Below are 20268 nucleotides of genomic sequence, written 5' to 3' on the forward strand. Positions count from 1 at the left end.
ATACTGCGCCGCGGCCGCCCGGGCCGTCAAGAGGGGAGATGCGCATGGAAGCGGTCCGGCACGACGCGATGCGCGCGCGGAACCTCGAACTGGTGCTCGGCGAGATCAGCCGCGGTGGTCCGCTGACCCGCGCCGCGCTGGCGGACCTGACCGGGCTGACCAAATCGACGGTGTCCACTTTGGTCGGTTCGCTGCTGGACGCGGGCTTCCTGGCCGAGACCGCCGCGGTGCGGGCGGGGGAGCGCGGCCGTCCTGGCGTCGAGGTGTCGCTGAGCGGTGCGCGGATGGCTTCGCTGGGGCTTGAGGCCAATGTGGACTATCTCGCCGCGTGTGTCCTGGATCTGACCGGCACGGTCCGCCGAGCCACCCGGATCGAGCGCGACAACCGTGGGCTGCCAGCGGAAACCGTGCTGGACGCGGTGCGGGAGCTGGCTTCCGCGGAGCTGGCCGAGGCACGCGAGCTTGGCCTGACGGTCGCCGGGGCGGTGCTCGCGGTCTCGGGCCCGGTGCGGGACGGGGTAGTGCTGAGCGCACCGAACCTGGGATGGCGGGATGTGCCCGTGTCGCTGGAGTTGCCGGTGCCGGTTTCGGTGGACAACGAGGCGAATCTCGGTGCGTTGGGTGAGCTGTGGTTCGGTGCCGGTGCGGCGGATTTCCTTTATGTGTCCGGGGAAATCGGCATCGGTGCGGGAATGGTGGTGGACTCCGGGCTGTTTCGCGGCACTGGCGGGGAGTTAGGTCACGTGCTGGTTTCGCCGTCCGGGCCGCCTTGTCGTTGCGGTGCGGTCGGTTGTCTGGAGACCTATGCGGGGCAGGAAGCGATGCTGGCCGCTGCTGGAGTATCCACAGTGGACGATCTGATCGTCGCGTTGACCGGTGCTGATGCCGTGGCGTTGTCGGCGGCCTCGGCGGCGGGGGACGCTTTGGGGCTGGCGCTGGCGTCGGCGGTCAATGTGCTGGACGTGGACCGGGTGGTGCTCGGCGGGGTGTTCGGGCCGCTGTTTCCGTGGCTGGCGCCAGCGGCGGAGGCCGTGCTGCGGGCGCGGTTGACCGGCCTGCGCGGCTCGGTGCCGGTGCTGAGTCCTTCCGCGCTCGGCGATTCCGCCGCGACGCTGGGTGCCGCCGGCCGCATCATCCATGGCGTTTTGGCTGATCCGGGGCCGTTCCTTGCCCGTTAGCCCAGGTTGTCGGCGAGCAGAGTCACGACGTCGCGCCAGGCCCGCTCGGCGTGCAGCGGGTGATGGCCGACGCCGGGGACGAGCCGCTGCTCCGGGCCGACCGGCGGATGGTGGAAGGCGTGCAGAGCGCCGCCGTAGACCGTGAGACGCCAGTCGACGCCCGCGGCCTGCATCTCGGCGGCGAACGCGTCCCGTTGCGCGGGCGCCATGATCGGGTCCTCCGAGCCGACGCCCGCCCACACCGGGCAGCGGATGTTCGCGGCCTCGCCCGGACGGCCGGTGACCAGCCCGTTGACCGTGCCGATCGCACGCAGATCGACGCCCGCGCGGCCGAGTTCCAGCACGATCGCGCCGCCGGTGCCGTAGCCGATCCCCGCGATCCGGCCGGGGTCGGTCCGCGGTTCGGCGAGCAGCACGTCGAGCGCCGCGTGGCCGATGTCGCGCATCCGGTCGGAGTCTTCGAGCAGCGGCAGGCAGCGGGCCAGCATCTCGTCGGGATCGGTGAACCAGCGGCCGCCATGGATGTCGAACGCGAGCGCCACGTAGCCCAGTTCGGCCAGCGCGTCGGCCCGGGCGCGCTGAAAGTCGTTGAGGCCGGTGCCTTCGGGTCCGATCAGGACTGCGGGCCGAGGGCCGGTGCCCGCGGGGAGCGCGAGGCGTCCGACCATGGTGAGCCCGTCGGCCGGGTACTCGACGGTGCGCGTCGTGACGGTCTCCATGGGAACCAACCGTAGTGAGCACCGTGTCCCGCCGGGGTGCTGTTCACCGTCGGCGGACACGTCCATTCAGGTGACCTGCTCGCGGCGGTGCCGTCTAACATGTTAGGAAAGCTTCCTAACTAAAGGAGGTTCCGGGATGCGCAAGACGATGGTGCTCACCGCCGCGATGCTCGCGGTGGCCGGAGCGGTGCCCGCGTTCGCGACGACGGGGGACGGTCCCGCCGCGGACTGGCATCCGAAAGCGCGCAACATCGTCTACATCCAGGGCGACGGCATGGGCGCGGCGCAGCGGGAGTTCATCCGGCTCGCGACGACCGGCCGCGCGGGCGACCTCGTCATGAACCGGCTCCCGGTCACCGGCATGGTGCACACCGACCCGGACGACCCGGAGGAACTCGTCACCGACTCGGCCGCCGCCGCGACCGCGCTGGCCACCGGGCACAAGACCCGCAACGGCGCGGTCGGCCAGGACGCGCGCGGCCGCCGGCTGCTGACCGTGCTCGAACAGGCCAAACGCGCCGGCAAGTCCACCGGTCTGGTCACCACCGCGCAGGTCACCGGCGCGTCGCCGGCCGCGTTCGCGTCGCACGTGCCCTCCCGGGACCTGCAGAGCGACATCGCCAAGCAGTACATCACCGAAAGCCGCCCGGAGGTCCTCCTCGGCGGCGGCGAGGACTGGTGGCTCCCGAAGGGCGACCCCGGTGCGTGGCCGGACAAGCCGGGCGAGGAAAGCCGCAGCACGCACGGCAATCTCATCGAGCAAGCGAAACGGTCCGGCTACACCTACGTCCGCAACGCCAGCGAACTCGCCGCGACCCGCGCGCCACGGCTGCTCGGACTGTTCGCGAACGAGGACATGGTCGACTACGGCCCGGACGGCAAGGGCGCGTACCAGCCGAAGGTCGCGCTTCCGGTAATGGCGAAGAAGGCGCTCGACACGCTTTCCGCCAATCCGCGCGGCTTCTTCCTCTTCCTGGAAGAAGAAGGCATCGACGGAATGTCGCACGAAAACAACGCGCACGGCGTCCTCGACGCGGGCCGGGCTCTCGACGCGGCTGTGTCCGAAGTATTGCGCTTCACTCGCTCGCATCCGGACACGCTGGTGATCATCGGCGGCGACCATGAGACCGGCGGCCTGGCCATTGAGGACACTGACGGTGCACCCGAAGGCGACGAGGACGGTCCGTTTCCCGTGCCTGGCACCAAACTCTCGCTGACCGTCGACTGGACGACCGGCGATCACAGCGGCGTGCCGACCCCGGTCACCGCGACCGGGCCTGGCTCGGACCGGCTCGACGGGACGCTGGACAACACCGACGTTTACCGGGCGATGGTGTCCGCTGCTCGCCTCTCGTGAGTGGCAATCACGGTTAGAACCGGGATTGCCACTCACGAGGCCAAATTAGTCACCCCGTCATAATTGTCGACCGCCGCCTCGCCGATAACGTCATACTCCAGCAACACCAGCCCACTAGGCGTGGCTTCGTGCCGGACGAGCCGCAACCCGGTCGCCGATACTGGATGCGGGAACTGCAGGCGTCCCGACCCGAGCACCGTCGGCGTCATCACCAACCGGACCTTGTCCACGACCCCCGCGGACAGCAAGGTATTGCCGAGCCGGGCGCTGCCGTGAATCTGCAGCTCCCGGCCCGCCTGTGCCTTCACTTCGCGGACGGCCGTCACGGGATCGCCGCGCAACACCGTCGTCGACACCCAGCTTCCGGTTTCGAGCGTGTTCGACACGACGTACTTCGGCAGCGAGTTCATCCGCTCGGCGAACGGATCATCCGGATCGGTGACCGCGGGCCAGTCGCGGGCGAACGAGGTGTAAGTGCGGCGGCCGAACAGCAACCCGTCAGCCAGCTCCAGCCACTCCGACGCACGCTGGACGAACGCCTGGTCGAGGTGCGGCACAAACCACCCGCCGCGCCCGAACCCGTCGCTAGTGTCCTCTGTGGACGAACCGGGCCCTTGGCTGACCCCGTCGAGTGTGACGAACGCGGTGATCACGACCTGCATCAGGACCCGCTTTCGGCGATTTCGGCGAGCTGGCCCGTGACCGTGCCCCACCCGTCCGCGAACCCGAGGTCAGCGTGCCGTTCCCGGGCCGCCGGATCCCCGTGCCGGACGACGACGCGGTAGTCCGTGCCGTCCGGATGGTCGCTGAGGACGATCTCGGCCGTCATCGCCACCGGCTGCGGGGTCGCCGGACGCCAGGCGCTGTCGAGCGCGTTGGTGAACACGATCCGCTCGCCGTCCTCCACGACGAGAAAACACGCGTCGAGATGCGGGACGAACTTCTGGCCGTCCTCGCTCATCCTGGTGACGAACGCACCCCCAGCGCGCACGTCCAGCGCGTCGACGCGGCACCGCAGCGGGGCGGGAATCCACCACCGCGCGAGACTGGCCGGGTCGGTCCAGGCGTCCCAGACGCGCTTGCGGGGCGCGCGGATGACGCGGTCGAGGGAAAGATCGAGGTCGGGATTCACTGCTGCTGCTCCTCCTGGGTGGTGACAAAGTGCTCGAGCCGGTCCGTGCGCCCGGCCCAGACGCGCCGCTGTTCGGCAAGCCAGTCCTCGACCAGCGCGAACCGCTCGCGGTTCAGCTCGCACGTCCGCACCCGCCCGGACTTCGCGGTGCGGATCAACCCGTGCGCCTCGAGCATCCGCACGTGCTTCATGAAGGAAGGCAACGTCATCGGCGCCTCGCCCGCGAGATCCCCGACACTCGCCGGCCCCTGCCCGAGCCGCCGCACGACGGCCCGCCGGGTCGGATCGGCGAGGGCGGCGAAGACCCCGTCGAGCGTGGTCGAATACTGAGCCATGAGGCTAAGTATTGCCGGTGGAGATGGTTAGCGCAAGGGCTAAGTGTTTCGGGACGTGTGGGCGATGGGGGAAACGGCAGGTCGGGGGCCTGTTTGTGCGGCGGATCGCCTGGCCAAGGGCCTCGGCGACCGGGTCGGATCCGGCGCGCGCGAAGCAGGCGAGAAGGACCCGGAGGCGGCGGGGCAGGCCGAACCGGCAAGGGAAAGCGCGGGTCGGCGAACTGTGGTTTTGTCCGGGCGGCGAGATCAGTCGACCGGCCGCCCGGGGGCTGGGCTGACTGTCCGGCGCGACGAGCCATGCGCGGTTCGCGGTGGGAGCGCGAGTCGCGGTTCGGGAACGCCCTCAGCCACCGGCCCCGAACCCGTGACCCGGCGAAAGAAGTGGCAACCGAGGGAGTTGAACCCTGCGCGGCTTGTGAAGGCGGCGCTCCTGACCGGCCCTAACCCTTCGGCGGGCGACGGCTGCCTCATTTACACACGTTCCAACGCCCACCCCCGCCCCGGAATTCCCGCTTCACCCGAACGGGGTGGGCTGGCAGGCTGGGCGCATGGACGATCTTCTCCTCCGCCGCGTCCGGGTCGGGTTGCGCGGGCCGCTCGCTGACGTTCGGGTGCGTGACGGTGTCGTGTCGGCTGTCGAGGAGCCTGGTGCTGGGGCCGGGTTCGCCGCGCGCGTGCTCGACGGGCACGGCGGCACTTTGCTGCCCGGGCTCGTCGACGCGCACGCGCATCTCGTTCAGTGGGCGGGCTTCCGTCGGCGCATTCCGTTGGACAGTGCGCAGTCCGCCGCGGGTGCGGTCGAGTTGCTGATGGAGAAGCTGATTGGGGCTCCGCCGCAGGAAGTGGTGGTCGGGGTCGGGTTTCGGGACGGGTTGTGGCCCGATCGGCCGCACAAGGATCTCCTGCAACGGGCGCTTCCGGGGCGCGCGGTGGCGTTGTTCAGTGCGGATCTGCACACCTTGTGGCTCAGCCCGGCCGCGTTGAAGCTGATCGGCCGTGATCATCCGACGGGTGTCTTGCTGGAGAACGATTGCATGAGCGCCACGGCAGCGTTGCCGTCGGCACCGGTCGAGGTTCAGGACGGCTGGGTTGCGGATGCATTGGCTGCAGCGGCGAAGCGGGGTGTTACGTCTGTTGTGGACTATGAGTACGCGGACACCGTTGCGGACTGGGCTCGGCGCGCGGGCAAGGCGAAACCGGCGACTCGGGTTTCCTGTGTGATCGCACGGTATTTGCTGGACGAGACAATCCAAAGAGGACATCGGACCGGTGACGTTCTCGAAGCGGGGGACGGGCTGCTCACGGTGGGGCCGTTCAAGTTGTTTGTGGACGGATCGCTCAACACCCGCACCGCCTACTGCCACGAGGCATACCCGGGGTCCGGGGAGAACGGGTTGCTGGAGCTGCCGCCGGAGGAGCTGGTGCCGTTGATGCGCCGCGCGCACGAGCACGGACTGGCTCCGGCGGTGCACGCGATCGGCGACCACGCCAACACGATCGCGCTGGACGCGTTCGCGGAGGTCGGCTGTCCGGGGCGGATCGAGCACGCGCAGTTGCTGCGGCCCGAGGACGTGCCGAGGTTCGCCGCGCTCGGGCTGGTCGCGAGTGTGCAGCCCGCGCACCAGCCGGACGACCGCGACGTCGCCGATCGGCATTGGCACGGGCGCACTGATCGCGCGTATGCCTACCGGGCGTTGCTGGAGTCCGGTGCCCGGCTGGAACTCGGTTCGGACGCGCCGGTCGCGCCGCTCGATCCGTGGGACGGGATCGCCGCGGCGGTCGGGCGGACGGACGACGAGCGGCCGCCGTGGCATCCCGAGCAGGCCATTCCGCTCGCGGACGCGCTGGCGGCGTCCTCGGGCGGCCGCCGTGGGGTGCGGGTCGGCGACGTGGCCGATCTGGTGCTCACGGCAGCCGACCCGAGTGGACTGTCCACAACGGAGCTGCGGGAAATGCCGGTGTCCGCGACGATCGTGGCCGGGCGGCCGACGTATCTGGCCTAGACCGCGCGGGCGATGGCGATCGCTCCCTTGAGCCGTTCGCCCGCCTCGTAGAACATGTACTCCTTGCCGTTCATCGTGCCGAACGACGCCGCGGCGCACCGGCCGTTGTCCGGCGCGCCCTTGAGCGGGGCGTGGAAGACGCCGAGGTGCTTGCGCTTGCTGAAATCGTTGCCGACCTCGGTGATCAGCATGTTCCCGCCGGCCTCGATGTTTTCGTGGTACACGACGTAAGTGGAATTGTTGCGCCGCACCACGGTCGGCGCGGCGATGTTGCTCGCGCCGACGTCTTCGGGACGGATCAGCGGAGTCTGCGAGAACGTCCAGTTGCGACCGTCGGCCGACCAGCCCCAGCCGATGCCGCGGTGGTTCGCGGTGGTGTTGATCATGAACACCATCACGTACTTCGCGCCGCGCGACGGCAGGTCGTGCTCGAACACCTTGGCGTAGGAGGTTTCGGTGGTGCCCTTGGGCAGCATCGACGTCGACAGCACGGTCTTGTCGTAGGTGAAGTGGATTCCGTCCTTCGAGCGCGCGAGGCGAGTCGTGGTGTTCTCGCCGTGGAAATACAGCCATAGCTCACGGCTTTGCTCGTGCCACAGCACATGCGGCGACGAAACGTGTGACACGTCGTAGTGCGGCTTCCAGACGTTCTTGACGATCGGGTTGTGCGGGTATTCGATGAACGGCCCTTCGAGACTGTCCGCATAGGACAGACAGATGCCGCCCGGCGCGTCGTGCGGGGCGTAGTAGAGGTAGTAGCGGCCGAGCGGGTTGGCGAGTTTGTCGTAGACGCCCCGGATGCACGGGAAGATCACCTCGCGCCGGGCGGGCGGGTACTGCAGTTTGCTTTTGTCGAACGCGGTGCGCAGGAACCGGTACTCCGGGAAACCGGCGGGCGCGGCGCTCGCGGTTCCGGCCCCGAGCAGGGGCAGCGCGGCCAGTGCGAAGCTCGCTCCGGCGGCGCCGCGCAGGGCAGTGCGGCGGGAAAGTTCGGTCATGCGGACGCTCCCTGTCGTCGGCGGTTACCCGGAGCGACTCTTCGGGCACCGCTGAGGCGCTGTCAAGGTGCTAATACGTATTAGTCCCCTGCGGAGGTCAAACCGGACAGAAATGACCCGCAAGCCTTGACGGGTCGCGGGACGGCGCAGATCCTCGGCTAATCCGCATTAGCCCACTGGAGGTGCCCCGTGCCCGGCCGCAACCGCCTGCCGCGCCAAGCCGACATCGCCCGCATCGCCGGGGTGTCGCAGGCGACGGTTTCGGTTGTGCTGGCGGGCAATCGGACGGTGCGGATGGCCGAGTCGACGCGCAACCGGGTGCTGCGGGTGGCCGAGGAGCTGGGCTACGTGCCGAATCCGGCGGCGACCCGGCTCGCGTCGTCTCGGACCAATCTGCTCGGGCTATACACCTTCCGCACGGCGTTCCCCACCGACGAGGCCGATTCGTACCACCCGATCCTTTCCGGCGTCGAGGAGGAAGCCGCGGCGCTGGGCCAGGATCTGATCCTGTTCACCGGCACGAGCGGTCCGCACGCGCGGCAGGAGGAGGCGATCCGCCGCACGCGGATGGCCGACGGCTGCCTGTTTTTCGGCCGCCACGTGCCGGAGGGACCGGTTTCGCGGCTGATGGCGTCCGGCTTCCCGTTGGTCTATATCGGACGCCGGCCCGAACTGGACGGACAGATCCCGTACATCGGCGCGGATTACGTCACCGCCTCCGCGCAGGTGATGGAGCGGCTGCTCGGTCTCGGGCACCGCGAAATCCGGTACGTCCGGGAGGCGGACGAAGCACCGTCCTCAGAGGACCGTCAGCTCGGCGTGCTGCGCGCGGCTCCGGACACGACGATCGTCCGGCTCAACGGAAAGCCGGTCCCGATCCGGGAATGGCTCGGCCAAGGCGTCACGGCGGTGGTCGTGGAGGGTACCGACACCGGGGCCGCGCATCGTGCGGTGCGGGCAGCGATCGACGAGGCCGGTCTGTCCACTCCGGACGATCTTTCGCTCGCCGTGCTGGGCGGACCCGCTGGGGCGAGCGGATTCGAGGTCCCGATGCGGGAGATGGGCCGGCGTGCGGTGCGCCTGCTCGTGGACCTCGTCACCGAAAAGACGACCACGCGGCAGCAGCTGCTGTGGTGCCCACCGGTGGCCGGCGAGGACGTCGGCGCACCACGATCCCATTAGGACAGAGCATGGCTGAACTCGGCACGGAGATCCTCGTCGCGGGCGGCGGGGTGGGCGGCGTCGCCGCCGCGCTGGCCGCCGCGTCGGCAGGACACCGCGTCGTGCTGACCGAGGAGACCGACTGGCTCGGCGGCCAGTTCACCGCGCAGGCGGTGCCCCCGGACGAAAACCCGTGGATCGAACAGTTCGGCGGCACCGCGACGTACCGCCGGTTCCGCGAGGGAGTGCGCGACTATTACCGGCGGCACTACCCGTTGCGCGCCGAAGCGGCCGCGCTCGCCAACCTGAATCCCGGGGCGGGGCGGGTCAGCAAGCTGTGCCACGAACCGCGCGTCGCGCTCGCGGTGCTGGAATCGATGCTGGCCCCGCATCGCTCGTCCGGTCGGTTGACTGTCCTTTTGCGACACCGGCCGGTCGCTGCGGACGTCACCGGCGACCGTGTCGAGGCTGTCACCTTCGAGGGGTCGGACGGGAACCGTACGACGGTCCGCGCGGAGTACACATTGGACGCTACTGAGAACGGCGATCTGTTGCCCCTCACCGGAACCGAATTCGCGGTCGGGGCCGAAGCACAGTCCGAATACGGCGAACCACATGCGCCGGAGCAAGCCAACCCGGCCAATCTCCAGGGCATCACCTACTGCTTCGCGCTGTCTCATCATGCTGGCGAAGACCACACGATTGACCGCCCGGAGCTGTATGGCGTCTGGAGCGAGTACCAGCCGGAGTTCTGGCCCGGCCCGCTGCTCGGTTTCCTCGCTCCGGATCCGCGGTCGCTGGAGCCGGTGCCGCGGACCTTCGACCCGAACCCGGAGACGGACCCGCTCGCGGTGAGCGCCGATCAGAGCGCCGATGCCGGAGACAAGGAATTGTGGGGCTTCCGCCGGATCCTGGCTCGAAAACTGCACCAGCCGGGCGCGTTCGACTCCGACATCACCCTGGTCAACTGGCCGCTCAACGATTACTGGCTGCGGCCCGCGCTGGAGATCGACGGCGTCACCACCGCTGAGGACGTCGCCCGTGCACACTATGAGGCAAAACAGCTTTCGCTGTCAGTGTTGTACTGGCTGCAGACCGAGGCGCCCCGGCTCGACGGCGGCACCGGTTTCCCCGGGCTCAAGCTCCGCCCGGATATCGTCGGCACCGAGGACGGATTGGCGAAATCCGCGTACGTGCGTGAAGCGCGGCGGATTCAGGCGGTCACCACCATTATCGAGCAGGACGTATCGCTCGACATCCTTGGCCCGACTGGACGCAAGCGGCGCGAGGATTCGGTCGGCGTCGGCAGCTACCGGATCGACCTCCATCCGTCGACCGCCGGGGACAGCTACATCGACGTGCCGAGCGTTCCATTTGAACTGCCATTGGGCGCACTGCTGCCAAAGCGGATGCGCAACCTGTTGCCAGCAGGCAAAAACATCGGCACCACCCACATCACCAATGGCTGCCACCGGTTGCATCCGGTGGAGTGGAACGTCGGCGAGGTCGCCGGCCATCTCGCCGGGTTCGCGCTGCGCGAAGGACTGCCGCCGCACCAGATCCGCGAGGACCGCTTCGACGAGTTCGCCCGCGTGCTGGACCGCGCCGGGGTGGAACGGCGCTGGCCCGAAGTCCGCGGCTATTGATCACGATTTCCCTCAGGAGGTGCGGACAATGGCGTTCCATCCCGGCCCCGTGCGCGTCGGTATCGACGTCGGCGGCACGTTCACCGATGCCGTGGCCGTCGACGCGCGCACGTTCGAACTGCTCGGCCAGGTAAAGGTGCCGACCAGTCACGACCATGAAGACGGCGTCGCGCACGGCATTCTGGAAGCCCTGGAAAAACTGCAGGCGGAAGTCGGCGCGGAGGACGTGTCATTCCTCGCGCACGGCACCACCCAGGCGACGAATGCGTTGCTGGAAGGCGACGTCGCGACGGTGGGCATCGCGGGCGTCGGCACCGGCTTCGACGCGTTCGCCACCCGGCGGCTCACCTCGCTCGGCAAAATGGAACTGGCTCCCGGACGGCGGATGCCGGTGCGGTTCGCGCCGGTCGCCGACCTCGCGGCGGCTGGAGACGCCGTCGATGACCTGGTCAAACAGGGCGCCGAGGTGATCGTCGCCGTCGAACCGTTCAGTGTGGACGATCCCGAGGGCGAGCGGGCGGTGACGGCCGCGGCGAGGGAACGCGAAGTCCTTGCGACCGCGACGCACGAGATCACCGGGCTGTACGGGCTGACCAAACGGGCTCGCACCGCGGTGCTGAACGCCGGGATCATGCCGCGGATGGTGTCCACAGCGGACTTGGTCGAGGCCAGCGTGCAGCGCGCTGGCATCACTGCGCCGCTGATGGTCGTGCGTGGCGACGGCGGGGTGATGTCGTTGCCGGAAATGCGGCGGAGGCCCCTGCTGACCGCGTTGTCCGGGCCAGCGGCGGGCGTCGCGGGCGCGTTGATGGGGGAGAAGCTCAGCGAGGGCGTCTTCCTGGAGACCGGCGGGACTTCGACGGACATCAGCGTCATCCGGCGCGGTCGCGTCCAGGTGCGGCACGCGCATCTCGGCGGGCACGAGACGTACATGCCGGCGCTCGACGTGCGTACGGTCGGCATCGGCGGCGGTTCGCTCATCCGGTTCTCCGGGCGCGCGGTCACCGAGGTCGGGCCGCGCAGCGCGCACATCGCGGGGCTGCCGTACGCGTCCTTCGAGCCTGCTGCTGCATTGGCGGGCGCGAAGCTGGTCACGGTGTCGCCGAGGCCGGACGACCCGGCTGATTACGTCGCGCTGGAGCTGTCCGGTGGTCGTCGCTGCGCGCTCACGCTCACGTGCGCGGCCAACGCGCTCGGCGTGGTCCCGGAGGACGCCTACGCGTACGCCGGGCGTGAATCAGCGCGGTTGGCAGTGGAACCGCTGGCCGTGGCGATGGGAGTGACGGTCGACGAGGCCGCGCGAGCCGTGCTGGAGCAGGCGGTCAAACCGGTCCGGGCAGTCGTGGACGGGCTGGTCGCCGAGTACCGGCTGGAACGGCCGACGCTGGTCGGCGGCGGTGGTGGAGCCGCCGCAGTCACGCCGTTCCTCGGTGTGAAATCTTCACACGACTGGCGGCTCGCGGCGCACGCCGAAGTGATCAGCCCACTCGGCGCGGCGCTCGCGCTGGTGCGGGAGTCGGTCGAGCGGATCGTGCCGAGTCCGTCCAATGCGGACATTCTCGCCGTGCGCACCGAAGCGGAATCCGCTGTGGTGGCCCAAGGTGCGGATCCGGCGGGCGTAGAAGTGGACGTGACGGTGGACCCGCAGCGCAACCTCATCAGCGCGATTGCCACTGGGGCCACCGAACTGCGGACCAAAGACCGATCCTCCACTGTGGACGAATCCGCGGTCCGGGCCGAGGTCGCGCGCAGCATCGGGGTCCAGCCCGGCGAAGTGCGGGAACTGGACGGCACGGCGCAGCACCGGGTATTCGGCGCGAAAGCGCGGCGCACGGGGTTCCTGGGCCGGTTCACCAAGCCTGTTGACCAGGTACGCGTGGTCGACGGCGAGGGTGTGATCCGTTTACACAGCACCGGCGCGGTCGTGGAAAACACGGACGCTGGTTCCGCGCAGGCCCGTCTCGCGGCCCTGGCCGACCAGCACACCCGCTACGGCGACGGCGGTTCCCAGGCACCGGCGGTGTGGCTGCTGGTCGGGCCGAAGATCGCGGACCTGTCCGGCGTGCTCGACCGGGACCAGCTGGTCGCGCTGGCCGGAGCCGAGGTCAAGACCCGCGCGGCGGACGAACCGGTCGTCCTGATCCTGGAGGACCGCCGGTGAGCACCGACCTGGACCTGGCCGTCGACCTGCTGCGCGCGACGCCCACCCACGAGAACCGCAGCGAGGAACAGCTCCGCGAATGGGCTGCGGTCGCCCTCGCCTATGGCGACGAACTGGCGGCCGGAACCGACGAAGGAACCGACGAAGACATACAGATCGTCGAGCGAGAGGGCGGAGTCCGCCGCGACGAGATCCTGCTCGCCGAACACCACCGAGGCACCGTCACGGTGTACACGGACTCCCTGACCCACCTGGCGAAGCTCGCCGCTGAGAACGGATTTCAAGTCTCCCGCGAAGCGTTGAGAACGGCTGCCATCGCTCACGAACTGGCCCACCACCGCCTCGACGTCCGCGAACTGAACCGCCGGCTCGGCCACACCGCGCTCCGGCTCGGCCCGTTCCGCGTGCGCGGGCACGTTGCGGGTGCCGAAGAGATCGCCGCGCACCGTTTCGCCCACCACCGCAGCGGCCTGGACGTCAGCCCGCTGCTGCTCACCACCGCACTCGCGGGAGGGAACTGACCATGGGTATCGCGATTCTGGTCCTGATGGCGGTCGGCGTGGTGCTGATGCTCACCCGCGTGCTGCCGACGGCGTTCGCGCTGGTGTTCCTCGCGATCGGCATCTCGCTGCTCGCCGGCGCGCCGCTGGCCGAGGGAAAGAACAGCATCCTCACCGGCGTCCTGCAAACCGGTGCCGCGGCGCTGGCGTCCACGATGATCGCCGTCCTGCTCGGCTCGTGGCTCGGCACGCTGATGGACGAAACCGGCATCGCCGGCACGCTGGTGCGCAAGATCGTCGAGTTCGGCGGGGAACGGCCGTCCGTGGTGGCGCTGGGCGTGTTCGCGGTGTCGATCCTGTGCGGCAGCATCACCGGCTCGGCCCCCGCCGCGATGCTCGCCGGGGTCGTCGGCATCCCGGCGATGATCGCGGTCGGCGTGCGTCCGGTGGCGGCGGGCGGCACCGTCCTGATGGGCATTTCCGCGGGCTCGCCGCTGGAACTTCCGGTGTGGCAATTCCTTTCCGACGCACTGGGCGCGCCGGTCGCCGACGTCAAGTCCATCATGATCAAGCTCTTCCCGATGGCGCTGGTGGTCGGCATCGTCTACGTCCTGGTCCAGACCCGCCGCGGCGCGCGGCACGCGTGGGCGGTGAAGCTCGACCGGCCCAAGGCACGCGTCCGGCGCGGCGACGCGCCCTGGTACGCGCTGCTCACGCCGTTGCTGCCGATCGTGCTGGCGCTCGGCTTCGCGGTGCCGATCGTCCCGTCGTTGCTGGCCGGCGTGCTGTACGGGCTGGTCACCACCACGAAATGGGGCGAGCTGAACGGCCGTGCGCTGCGTTCGCTGTACAAGGCGTTCGACGTGGCCGCCCCGCCGATCGCGTTGTTCGTCGCGATCGGCATGCTGCTCGCCGCGGTGAAACTGCCTGGTGCCAAGAACGCGCTGACACCGATCGTGGCGGCGATCAGCCCGTCCGGCGCGGTCTGGTTCGTGGTGGTGTTCGTGCTTCTCGTGCCGCTGTGCCTGTTCCGCGGGCCGCTCAACGTGTTCGGCCTCGGCGCGGGCGTCGCGGGCGTGCTCGTAACCGGCGGCATCTACCCGCTGCCCGCGGTGGTCGGGTTGATGGCGTCGTACAACCAGGTCTTCGGCGTGTCCGACCCGACCAGCACCCAGACGGTGTGGGCCGCGCAGTACTCCGGCGTGCGCCCGGAGCGGGCGATGGCCTCGACGCTGCCCTACACCTGGGTGGTCGCGCTCGGCGGCATGGTGCTCACCGCCGTGCTCTATCTGTGATTCATTTTCCGTGCGGGTCCGCGGCGTTGAGCATCGCTACCACCTGGTGATAGTCGCCGCGGGCCTCGCCGTGCCGGAGGAACTTGACGTTCTCGACCTGGATCTCGGTGGCGTCCGGCTGCGTTTCGAGCAGCGTCAGGACCTCGGCGACGAACTCGTCCAGCGGCATCGCGAACTCGCTTTCCTCCTGGCCGGGCAGCAGCGCGGTGCGCACCGACGGCGGCTCCAGTTCCACGACCTTCACCGACGTGCCGGCCAGCTGCAGCCGCAGCGATTCGCTGAGCATGTGGATCGCGGCCTTCGACGCGTTGTAGCTCGGCGTGGCCTTGAGCGGAGCGAAGGCGAGGCCCGAGGACACGGTGAGAATGGTGGCGTCCGGGCGGCTCCGCAGGTGCTCGATGAACGCGGCGATGAGCCGGATCGGGCCGAGCACGTTGGTCGTCACCGTCGCTTCTGCACTGTCCAAAAAGGACTCCGGCTGGTGCCAGTCCTCGACCCGCATGATGCCCGCCATCGGGACGAGCACGTTGAGGTCCGGGTGCTTCGCGAGCACCTCCTTCGCGGCGGCCTCGATGCTCGCCGGGTCGGTGGTGTCGATCCGCACGGTGTCGAGACCGGGGTTGTCCGCGGCGATCTCGGCGAGGAGTTCGGCGCGCCGCCCGCCGACGATGACGGTGTTGCCCTTCGCCTGCAGCTCGCGGGCGAGAGCGAGGCCGATCCCGCTGGTCGAGCCGGGGATGAAGACGGTGTTTCCGGTGATGTTCATGCCATTGAGCTTCGGCGCTCCGAAGCGGCGGCGGCAGAGACCGCATATCGGGGGATCGGCGATCCCTGGCTGGCGCGCCGGACCCGCCGGATACTGGACTCATGGATCGAGCTGAACTGGCCGTCTTCCTGCGCACCCGCCGCGAAGGGCTGCGGCCCGCGGACGTCGGGCTGCCCGCGGGCGCGCGCCGGCGGGCGGCTGGGCTGCGCCGCGAGGAGGTCGCGGCGCTGGCGGCGATGTCCACCGACTACTACACCCGGCTGGAGCAGCAACGCGGACCGCAGCCGAGCGAACAGATGCTGGCCGCGCTCGCCCGCGCCCTGCGGCTGACCGACGACGAGCGGGACTATCTCTTCCACCTCGCTGGCCGCAACGCCCCGTCCCCGATCGTCGCGGCGACGCACGTCGCGCCGGCGCTGATGCGAGTGCTCGACCGGCTGTCGGACACGCCCGCGCTCATCCTGTCGAACCTCGGCGAGGTGCTGGTGCAGAACCGGCTGGCCGAGGCGTTGTACGGGGACCGCTCGCGCTACACCGGGCTGGCGCGCAGCGAGATCTACCGGTGGTTCACCGACCCGGACGAGCGGCTCGTCTATCCCGAGCACGACCGGGACCGGCAGAGCCGGGCGATGGTGGCGAACCTGCGCGTGGTGCACGGGTCGATGGGCCCGCGCTCGCGCGCGGGGGAGCTGGTGCGCGCGTTGACCCGGGAGAGCCCGGAGTTCGCGCGGTTGTGGGAAGAACACCAGGTGGCCAAACGGTTCGAGGACCACAAGGTGCTCGTGCACCCGCAGCTGGGGGAGATCGAAGTGGATTGCCAGGTGCTCTTCACCGAGGACCAGTCACAGGCGTTGCTGGTGCTGACCGCGCCGCCGCGGAGCGAGGCGTTCGAGAAGATCCAGCTGCTGGGGGTGCTGGGGACCGAGCAGTTCTCGTCGTGAGCGGCAATCCCGGTTCTAACCGGCATTGCCACTCACGACCTCCCCCCAACGCGGTAGCGGTCCGGTGTACGTAGACGCGTTCCGGTGATCAGAAATCGCGGGAGTGCAGGAGGGACCGTACGCGGAGCTGTCGGCGGGGTTCGTGGCGGCGCAGGCCGTCCACGATCACCGCGACGCCGACCCAGGTCGCTCCGGCGTCCGCGACCAGTCCTTGTGCGGCGAAGGCCTGGCCGCCGGTGTCGATCCAGTCGTCCACCAGCAGCGCGCGGTCGCCCGCTTGCAACAACCGTCGGCTGAAGCCGAGCTTGAGGTGCCGATCCTGGTAGTCCGGCGGCGAGGTGCGCTGCAGCCACCGGTCCGAATCGCACGCCGGATCCCGGTTTTTGCGCACCTCGACAAAGCCCGCGCCGAGCGCCACCGCGACCAGCGGTCCCAGCAGAGACCCGCGGGATTCGGGCCCCAGCACGACATTCGGCCGCTCGTCGGCGAACAACGCGGCCAGCGCCGGTCCCAGCTCCCGCAGCAGCTCGGGCGCACGCCACCATCCCGTCGGGTCGGGGTAGCGGCCGTCGTCCGTCCGGTCCCCGAGCACGACGGTGGCTTCGCGGATCCGGTCCGCCACGGTGCCCGTGCGCATGCGTCGATGGTCGCAGCGGCACCCGCGCGAGGCGAGCGAATTACGGCTTCCTCGCGGCCCCGGCGAGGATCACCGAATGCGCCGGGGTCAGGAATTCCACCTGCGGCGCACCGGCCCCGGACTCCTCCGGATGCCACGACGGCGTCCAGGTGAGCCCCGGCTCCAGCATCTCGAACGGGCCGAACAGCGCCTGGATCTCCTCGCGCGAACGCCAGATCACCGGGCTGCTCGACCGGTCGTACAGCTGTTTCAGCTCGACCAGCCCGGCGTCCACATCGGACGGAACGCCCTGGTCGGTGATGTGCGAGATGGCGAGCACCGAGCCCGGCGCGAGGAGATCCCGGAACTGCGCCACGATCGCCGGGCCGAGATCGTCGGTGCCGCCGCTGTCTTCGGCGGGCGGCTGCTGGACGTGCAGCACCGCGATCAGCAGCAGCGCGAGCGGCTCGTCGACGTCGATCACCCCGGTGGCGGCGATCTGGTCCCACAGCCGCAGCGGATCGCGCATGTCGGCGTGGATCACCGCGTGCCGGTCGAGGTCGCCGGACTCGCGCAGCAGGGTTTCCGAGTGCGCGACGGCGACCGGTTCGTAGTCGACGTAGCAGACGCGGCTCTCGCCCGGCGCGAGTTCGTCGGCGACCTGGTGCGCGTGGCCCATGGTCGGCACGCCGGAGCCGATGTCGACGAACTGCCGCACGCCCTGTTTCACCAGGTGCCGCACGAGACGGTGCAGGAACAGCCGGTTGGCCTTCGCGATCGGGCGGATCAGCGGGAACTCGCGGATCACCTCGTCGGCGAACTCCCGGTCGATCGTCCAGTTCGTGGTGCCGCCGAGGTAGTAGTCATACACTCGCGCGACGCTCGGGTGGTCGAGATCGACCCCGGGAGGCGGGAAGGGTTCGTCGGCCACCGGCCACGGTTCCTTTCGTCGGGACAGTCTGGACATCGGCTCAGTCGGGTCTTCGGTCAGCGGGCGAACGGCGCGCAGCGGCTCGCCCATTCCTTCAGGTACTGCAGCGATTGGTCGCGCGAGAGCGTCGCGGCGAGCTGCGCCTCCCACGACTCCTCGTAGGAGGCGAACTCGTCCTGGCCCTGTGCCACGGTGATGAGCTTGACCTTGCTTTCCTGGTAGGCGAAATCGGGGAGGTCGGGCTGGGCGAAGCGGAGGATGGTGAAGTCCTCGTCCGGATAGGCGGCCGCGTCGCGCGGGAGGATCCGGACCTCGGCGAAGGGATGCGTCTCGACGATCCGGATCATGTGCTCGAGCTGGTCGGTGACGATGCTGTCCTTGCTGCCGTAGACGAGTTTCTCGATACAGCTGTACTCCAGCATGAACACCGCCCGCGGACCGGGTCCGCGCTCGAAGAGCCGTTGCCGCGCCTTGCGTTCGGCGACCCGGTCGGTGACCCGTTCCTGGCGGCTCGCCTGGAACTGCGCGAGCATGTAGTACTCCGATTGGAGCAGCCCCGGAATGCGGTTGCCGGTCCAGCTCAGGATTTCCGCCGCGGCCTGTTCGCGTTCGAGGATCTCGCGGAACCACTGCGGCGTGATCATCCGCCGCTCGGCCCGGCGCGCGGAAGGATCGTTGGCCTGGTTGAGTTCCCGCAGCTGGTCGGCCTCCGCGGGCGGGATGTCGAGGATCTCGACGATCCGCTCGAGGTCGTCGGGCCGGGTGCCCGCCTTGCCGGATTCGATCTTCTGGATCTTGGGCTGCTTGCAGCCGATCCCGTCGGCGAGGTCGACCTGGGTCAGCCCGCGTTCGGTGCGCCACTTGAGGATCCGCGAGCCCAGCCGGGAACGCTGGGTCCGCAGGGACGGCGGCGGTTGCCGGATCGGCGAGGTCACCAGGGGCTCCGTAATTTCGTCAAGGGGCCGATTGTGAGAACTTCCGATGATAATGCGCCGACCCGGCCGGCAATACGCCGGGTCGGCGCCTTTTTCGTAAGGTCCTCTGGGTCCGGACGGCGGTTTCGCCCGGCTTCTTCCACTGTCGTGGCTGGTCAGCCGTCGAATTCCCCGCGCCGGACGGCGGCGACGAACTCGGCCCACTCGCCCCGGTCGAAGGTCAGCACGGGGGAGCCGTCGATCTTGCTGTCCCGCACCCCGACGAGCCCGCGCGCGGCCAGGTTGACCTCGACGCAGTTGCCGGAGTTCGGCCCGCAGGCGGCGGGCTTTTGCCAGGCGTGGTCAGGGAAGCGCGCACCAGGCCCGGCCGCGGGCGAACGATGTCCCGGAGTCCGGTGCTGGTGCGCGTGCTGCTGCTCGTGCGGGTCGTAGGCGTCCACTGCAACCCCTCGTTTCGGTTGGCTCATGGAATATTCCGCAGAGTACGGAATGTGTTCGGAATATTCCTGAGGGTAGTGGTGCCGTGGATCAATCGCGCTGTGCCGGGGGGATTTCACCTGAATGGACACTTCTCGTGCATTGGGGGGTGCTTTCGCACGTGCAATACGAAGGTGTTGTGTGGAATTCGTTGCAGGGGTGGTTGGCGGGTGCTTTTTCCGTTGTTTGGTGCGGATGGGGTGGGGGTGGCTGATCAGTTTTGGCTGGGGAGTTATTGGCTGGGCTGTTGGGGGCGGGTTTTGGGGGCGCGTGGCGGCTCGCGAGCGGTGACTTGTGGTGTGCTTCGGCGGTGCCATGCGTGAGTGTTGGTTGGCATGGCGGTGCGGGTGTCGGCCGTGTCTCGCGCGTGCCTTGATCAGGCTGAACCGTGTGGTGCCGTGGATGGCTCGCGGTGGCTCGAAGCCTTGCGGCGCCGTTGATTCGACTGCAGCGCCCGGATCAGCGCGAGAGTGCCGACCCTGCGCGGTGTCCTCCCGGACTGCGGCGATCTCGGTCATGCGACCCTCGTCTCCCGGTGCCCGGCCCTGCCCGACCGGGCACCGGGAGCGCAGAACGCGGGCGGCCGTGAGCCGCCGCCGGCGTCCGCTTCGAGGGTGGTCAGGCGTCCCGGTTCGCCGTGTGCCGCTTGCGCAGCACGGCTCCGGTGACGTGCACGAGCGCCACTCCGCCCGCGGTCGCGAGGCCGGCCAGTGCTCCGGCGGTCGCGAAGACGATCGCGGTCGCGCCGACGAGCAGGACCAGCAGCAGCGCGATCAGCTGCCACGGCCGCGTCCCGCTGTCCGGCTGCCGCGCGGCCAGTTCGACCGACGTGACCGCGGTCTTCCACGACGGGTAGGCCGGGCGGGTGCTCGGCCGCGGCGCGGGCGACGGCGGCACTGGGCACGGCATGCCCGGTTCGTGAAACGTCACGGTCACCCGGCCGGGGCGTTGACGCACGGCGACGGCATACGGTCCGTCGCCGACAGTGTCCGAATTTTCTGTCCGACGGCACGCCTGGCCTGCATTGTTCGCGCCAGGACTGGTCATTGTGGATCCTTTCTTGCCCGCCGGAAAAGTGCCGGAACACAGTTCCCAGCCCGCCCCCGAGGGGAACTGG

At 69.4% G+C, this 20268-nt stretch carries 20 protein-coding genes; 9 read left to right on the plus strand and 11 right to left on the minus strand.

Annotated features, from left to right (window positions below):
- The first annotated feature begins 44 nt into the window (after positions 1 to 44).
- Positions 45 to 1178, plus strand: a complete 1134-nt coding sequence (locus tag ACFSVL_RS16995) for an ROK family transcriptional regulator (RefSeq protein ID WP_378305193.1) — start codon at positions 45 to 47, stop codon at positions 1176 to 1178.
- On the opposite strand, the gene ACFSVL_RS17000 is transcribed toward ACFSVL_RS16995, so the two are convergent.
- Positions 1175 to 1897, minus strand: coding sequence for a dienelactone hydrolase family protein (locus tag ACFSVL_RS17000; RefSeq protein WP_378305195.1), 723 nt, complete (start codon positions 1895 to 1897; stop codon positions 1175 to 1177). The two genes, ACFSVL_RS16995 and ACFSVL_RS17000, sit on opposite strands and share 4 nt — an antisense overlap.
- A gap of 136 nt (positions 1898 to 2033) precedes the next feature.
- Here ACFSVL_RS17000 and ACFSVL_RS17005 point away from each other — a divergent pair, with 136 nt between their 5' ends.
- Positions 2034 to 3254, plus strand: a complete 1221-nt coding sequence (locus tag ACFSVL_RS17005; RefSeq protein ID WP_378305197.1) for an alkaline phosphatase — start codon at positions 2034 to 2036, stop codon at positions 3252 to 3254.
- A 32-nt stretch (positions 3255 to 3286) separates the two neighbouring features.
- Here the strand turns inward: ACFSVL_RS17005 and ACFSVL_RS17010 are convergent, their stop codons facing one another.
- From ACFSVL_RS17010 to ACFSVL_RS17020, 3 genes are read right to left on the minus strand one after another with little or no spacing between them, the layout of a single operon-like run.
- The gene (locus tag ACFSVL_RS17010; protein ID WP_378305199.1) at positions 3287 to 3916 is read right to left on the minus strand and encodes a dihydrofolate reductase family protein; all 630 of its coding nucleotides are present in this window, start codon (positions 3914 to 3916) and stop codon (positions 3287 to 3289) included.
- On the minus strand, positions 3916 to 4386 hold the full coding sequence (locus tag ACFSVL_RS17015; protein ID WP_378305200.1) for an SRPBCC domain-containing protein: 471 nt from the start codon (positions 4384 to 4386) through the stop codon (positions 3916 to 3918). The genes ACFSVL_RS17010 and ACFSVL_RS17015 overlap by 1 nt, the downstream gene beginning before the upstream one ends.
- Positions 4383 to 4721, minus strand: coding sequence for an ArsR/SmtB family transcription factor (locus ACFSVL_RS17020; RefSeq protein ID WP_378305202.1), 339 nt, complete (start codon positions 4719 to 4721; stop codon positions 4383 to 4385). The genes ACFSVL_RS17015 and ACFSVL_RS17020 overlap by 4 nt, the downstream gene beginning before the upstream one ends.
- Positions 4722 to 5269: 548 nt before the next feature.
- Between ACFSVL_RS17020 and ACFSVL_RS17025 the strand changes: the two genes are divergently transcribed.
- Positions 5270 to 6724: an amidohydrolase gene (locus ACFSVL_RS17025; protein ID WP_378305204.1), complete on the plus strand. Its 1455-nt coding sequence runs from the start codon at positions 5270 to 5272 to the stop codon at positions 6722 to 6724.
- Here the strand turns inward: ACFSVL_RS17025 and ACFSVL_RS17030 are convergent.
- Positions 6721 to 7722, minus strand: coding sequence for a hypothetical protein (locus ACFSVL_RS17030; RefSeq protein ID WP_378305205.1), 1002 nt, complete (start codon positions 7720 to 7722; stop codon positions 6721 to 6723). The genes ACFSVL_RS17025 and ACFSVL_RS17030 overlap by 4 nt on opposite strands.
- Positions 7723 to 7911: 189 nt before the next feature.
- On the opposite strand from ACFSVL_RS17030, the gene ACFSVL_RS17035 reads away from it, so the two are divergent.
- From ACFSVL_RS17035 to ACFSVL_RS17055, 5 genes are read left to right on the plus strand one after another with little or no spacing between them, the layout of a single operon-like run.
- Positions 7912 to 8904, plus strand: coding sequence for a LacI family DNA-binding transcriptional regulator (locus ACFSVL_RS17035; protein WP_378305207.1), 993 nt, complete (start codon positions 7912 to 7914; stop codon positions 8902 to 8904).
- 8 nt (positions 8905 to 8912) lie between these two features.
- Positions 8913 to 10529 carry an FAD-dependent oxidoreductase gene (locus ACFSVL_RS17040; protein ID WP_378305209.1) on the plus strand — a complete coding sequence of 539 codons (1617 nt, stop codon included), beginning with the start codon at positions 8913 to 8915 and terminating at the stop codon, positions 10527 to 10529.
- Between the two features lie 28 nt (positions 10530 to 10557).
- The gene (locus ACFSVL_RS17045) at positions 10558 to 12690 is read left to right on the plus strand and encodes a hydantoinase/oxoprolinase family protein (protein ID WP_378305210.1); all 2133 of its coding nucleotides are present in this window, start codon (positions 10558 to 10560) and stop codon (positions 12688 to 12690) included.
- Positions 12687 to 13211 carry a hypothetical protein gene (locus tag ACFSVL_RS17050; RefSeq protein ID WP_378305212.1) on the plus strand — a complete coding sequence of 175 codons (525 nt, stop codon included), beginning with the start codon at positions 12687 to 12689 and terminating at the stop codon, positions 13209 to 13211. Before ACFSVL_RS17045 ends, ACFSVL_RS17050 begins: the two co-directional genes overlap by 4 nt.
- A 2-nt stretch (positions 13212 to 13213) precedes the next feature.
- Positions 13214 to 14485, plus strand: a complete 1272-nt coding sequence (locus ACFSVL_RS17055; RefSeq protein ID WP_378305214.1) for a transporter — start codon at positions 13214 to 13216, stop codon at positions 14483 to 14485.
- 1 nt (position 14486) lies between these two features.
- Here ACFSVL_RS17055 and ACFSVL_RS17060 read toward each other — a convergent pair whose 3' ends face one another.
- Positions 14487 to 15251, minus strand: a complete 765-nt coding sequence (locus ACFSVL_RS17060) for an SDR family oxidoreductase (RefSeq protein WP_378305215.1) — start codon at positions 15249 to 15251, stop codon at positions 14487 to 14489.
- Between the two features lie 101 nt (positions 15252 to 15352).
- Between ACFSVL_RS17060 and ACFSVL_RS17065 the strand changes: the two genes are divergently transcribed.
- Complete coding sequence (locus ACFSVL_RS17065; RefSeq protein ID WP_378305217.1) at positions 15353 to 16192, plus strand: MmyB family transcriptional regulator; 840 nt, start codon at positions 15353 to 15355, stop codon at positions 16190 to 16192.
- A gap of 88 nt (positions 16193 to 16280) precedes the next feature.
- Here ACFSVL_RS17065 and ACFSVL_RS17070 read toward each other — a convergent pair whose 3' ends face one another.
- The 5 genes from ACFSVL_RS17070 to ACFSVL_RS17090 all read right to left on the minus strand — a co-directional run bounded on the left by ACFSVL_RS17070 (position 16281) and on the right by ACFSVL_RS17090 (position 20108).
- Entirely contained in the window at positions 16281 to 16829 is a 549-nt protein-coding gene (locus tag ACFSVL_RS17070) for a phosphoribosyltransferase family protein (protein WP_378305219.1), read from the minus strand.
- A 40-nt stretch (positions 16830 to 16869) separates the two neighbouring features.
- Positions 16870 to 17739, minus strand: coding sequence for an SAM-dependent methyltransferase (locus tag ACFSVL_RS17075; RefSeq protein WP_378305221.1), 870 nt, complete (start codon positions 17737 to 17739; stop codon positions 16870 to 16872).
- A gap of 56 nt (positions 17740 to 17795) precedes the next feature.
- Positions 17796 to 18674 (minus strand): helix-turn-helix domain-containing protein, encoded by an 879-nt coding sequence (locus ACFSVL_RS17080; protein ID WP_378305223.1) that lies wholly within the window; start codon positions 18672 to 18674, stop codon positions 17796 to 17798.
- Between the two features lie 155 nt (positions 18675 to 18829).
- Positions 18830 to 19141: a DUF397 domain-containing protein gene (locus ACFSVL_RS17085; RefSeq protein WP_378305225.1), complete on the minus strand. Its 312-nt coding sequence runs from the start codon at positions 19139 to 19141 to the stop codon at positions 18830 to 18832.
- A gap of 628 nt (positions 19142 to 19769) precedes the next feature.
- Positions 19770 to 20108, minus strand: a complete 339-nt coding sequence (locus ACFSVL_RS17090; RefSeq protein WP_378305227.1) for a hypothetical protein — start codon at positions 20106 to 20108, stop codon at positions 19770 to 19772.
- Positions 20109 to 20268 lie beyond the last annotated feature (160 nt).

It is taken from the genome of Amycolatopsis silviterrae, assembly GCF_042684085.1.
Lineage (GTDB): Bacteria > Actinomycetota > Actinomycetes > Mycobacteriales > Pseudonocardiaceae > Amycolatopsis > Amycolatopsis silviterrae.

Excerpts from the sequence above, each read along its gene's own strand:
- ACFSVL_RS17000 (WP_378305195.1), bottom strand. The coding sequence starts at position 1,897 with ATGGAGACCGTCACGACGCGCACCGTCGAGTACCCGGCCGACGGGCTC.
- ACFSVL_RS17085 (WP_378305225.1), bottom strand. The coding sequence starts at position 19,141 with ATGAGCCAACCGAAACGAGGGGTTGCAGTGGACGCCTACGACCCGCAC.
- ACFSVL_RS17060 (WP_378305215.1), bottom strand. The coding sequence starts at position 15,251 with ATGAACATCACCGGAAACACCGTCTTCATCCCCGGCTCGACCAGCGGG.
- ACFSVL_RS17055 (WP_378305214.1), top strand. The coding sequence starts at position 13,214 with ATGGGTATCGCGATTCTGGTCCTGATGGCGGTCGGCGTGGTGCTGATG.
- ACFSVL_RS17045 (WP_378305210.1), top strand. The coding sequence starts at position 10,558 with ATGGCGTTCCATCCCGGCCCCGTGCGCGTCGGTATCGACGTCGGCGGC.
- ACFSVL_RS17005 (WP_378305197.1), top strand. The coding sequence starts at position 2,034 with ATGCGCAAGACGATGGTGCTCACCGCCGCGATGCTCGCGGTGGCCGGA.
- ACFSVL_RS17040 (WP_378305209.1), top strand. The coding sequence starts at position 8,913 with ATGGCTGAACTCGGCACGGAGATCCTCGTCGCGGGCGGCGGGGTGGGC.
- ACFSVL_RS16995 (WP_378305193.1), top strand. The coding sequence starts at position 45 with ATGGAAGCGGTCCGGCACGACGCGATGCGCGCGCGGAACCTCGAACTG.
- ACFSVL_RS17025 (WP_378305204.1), top strand. The coding sequence starts at position 5,270 with ATGGACGATCTTCTCCTCCGCCGCGTCCGGGTCGGGTTGCGCGGGCCG.
- ACFSVL_RS17065 (WP_378305217.1), top strand. The coding sequence starts at position 15,353 with ATGGATCGAGCTGAACTGGCCGTCTTCCTGCGCACCCGCCGCGAAGGG.
- ACFSVL_RS17020 (WP_378305202.1), bottom strand. The coding sequence starts at position 4,721 with ATGGCTCAGTATTCGACCACGCTCGACGGGGTCTTCGCCGCCCTCGCC.
- ACFSVL_RS17030 (WP_378305205.1), bottom strand. The coding sequence starts at position 7,722 with ATGACCGAACTTTCCCGCCGCACTGCCCTGCGCGGCGCCGCCGGAGCG.
- ACFSVL_RS17010 (WP_378305199.1), bottom strand. The coding sequence starts at position 3,916 with ATGCAGGTCGTGATCACCGCGTTCGTCACACTCGACGGGGTCAGCCAA.
- ACFSVL_RS17070 (WP_378305219.1), bottom strand. The coding sequence starts at position 16,829 with ATGCGCACGGGCACCGTGGCGGACCGGATCCGCGAAGCCACCGTCGTG.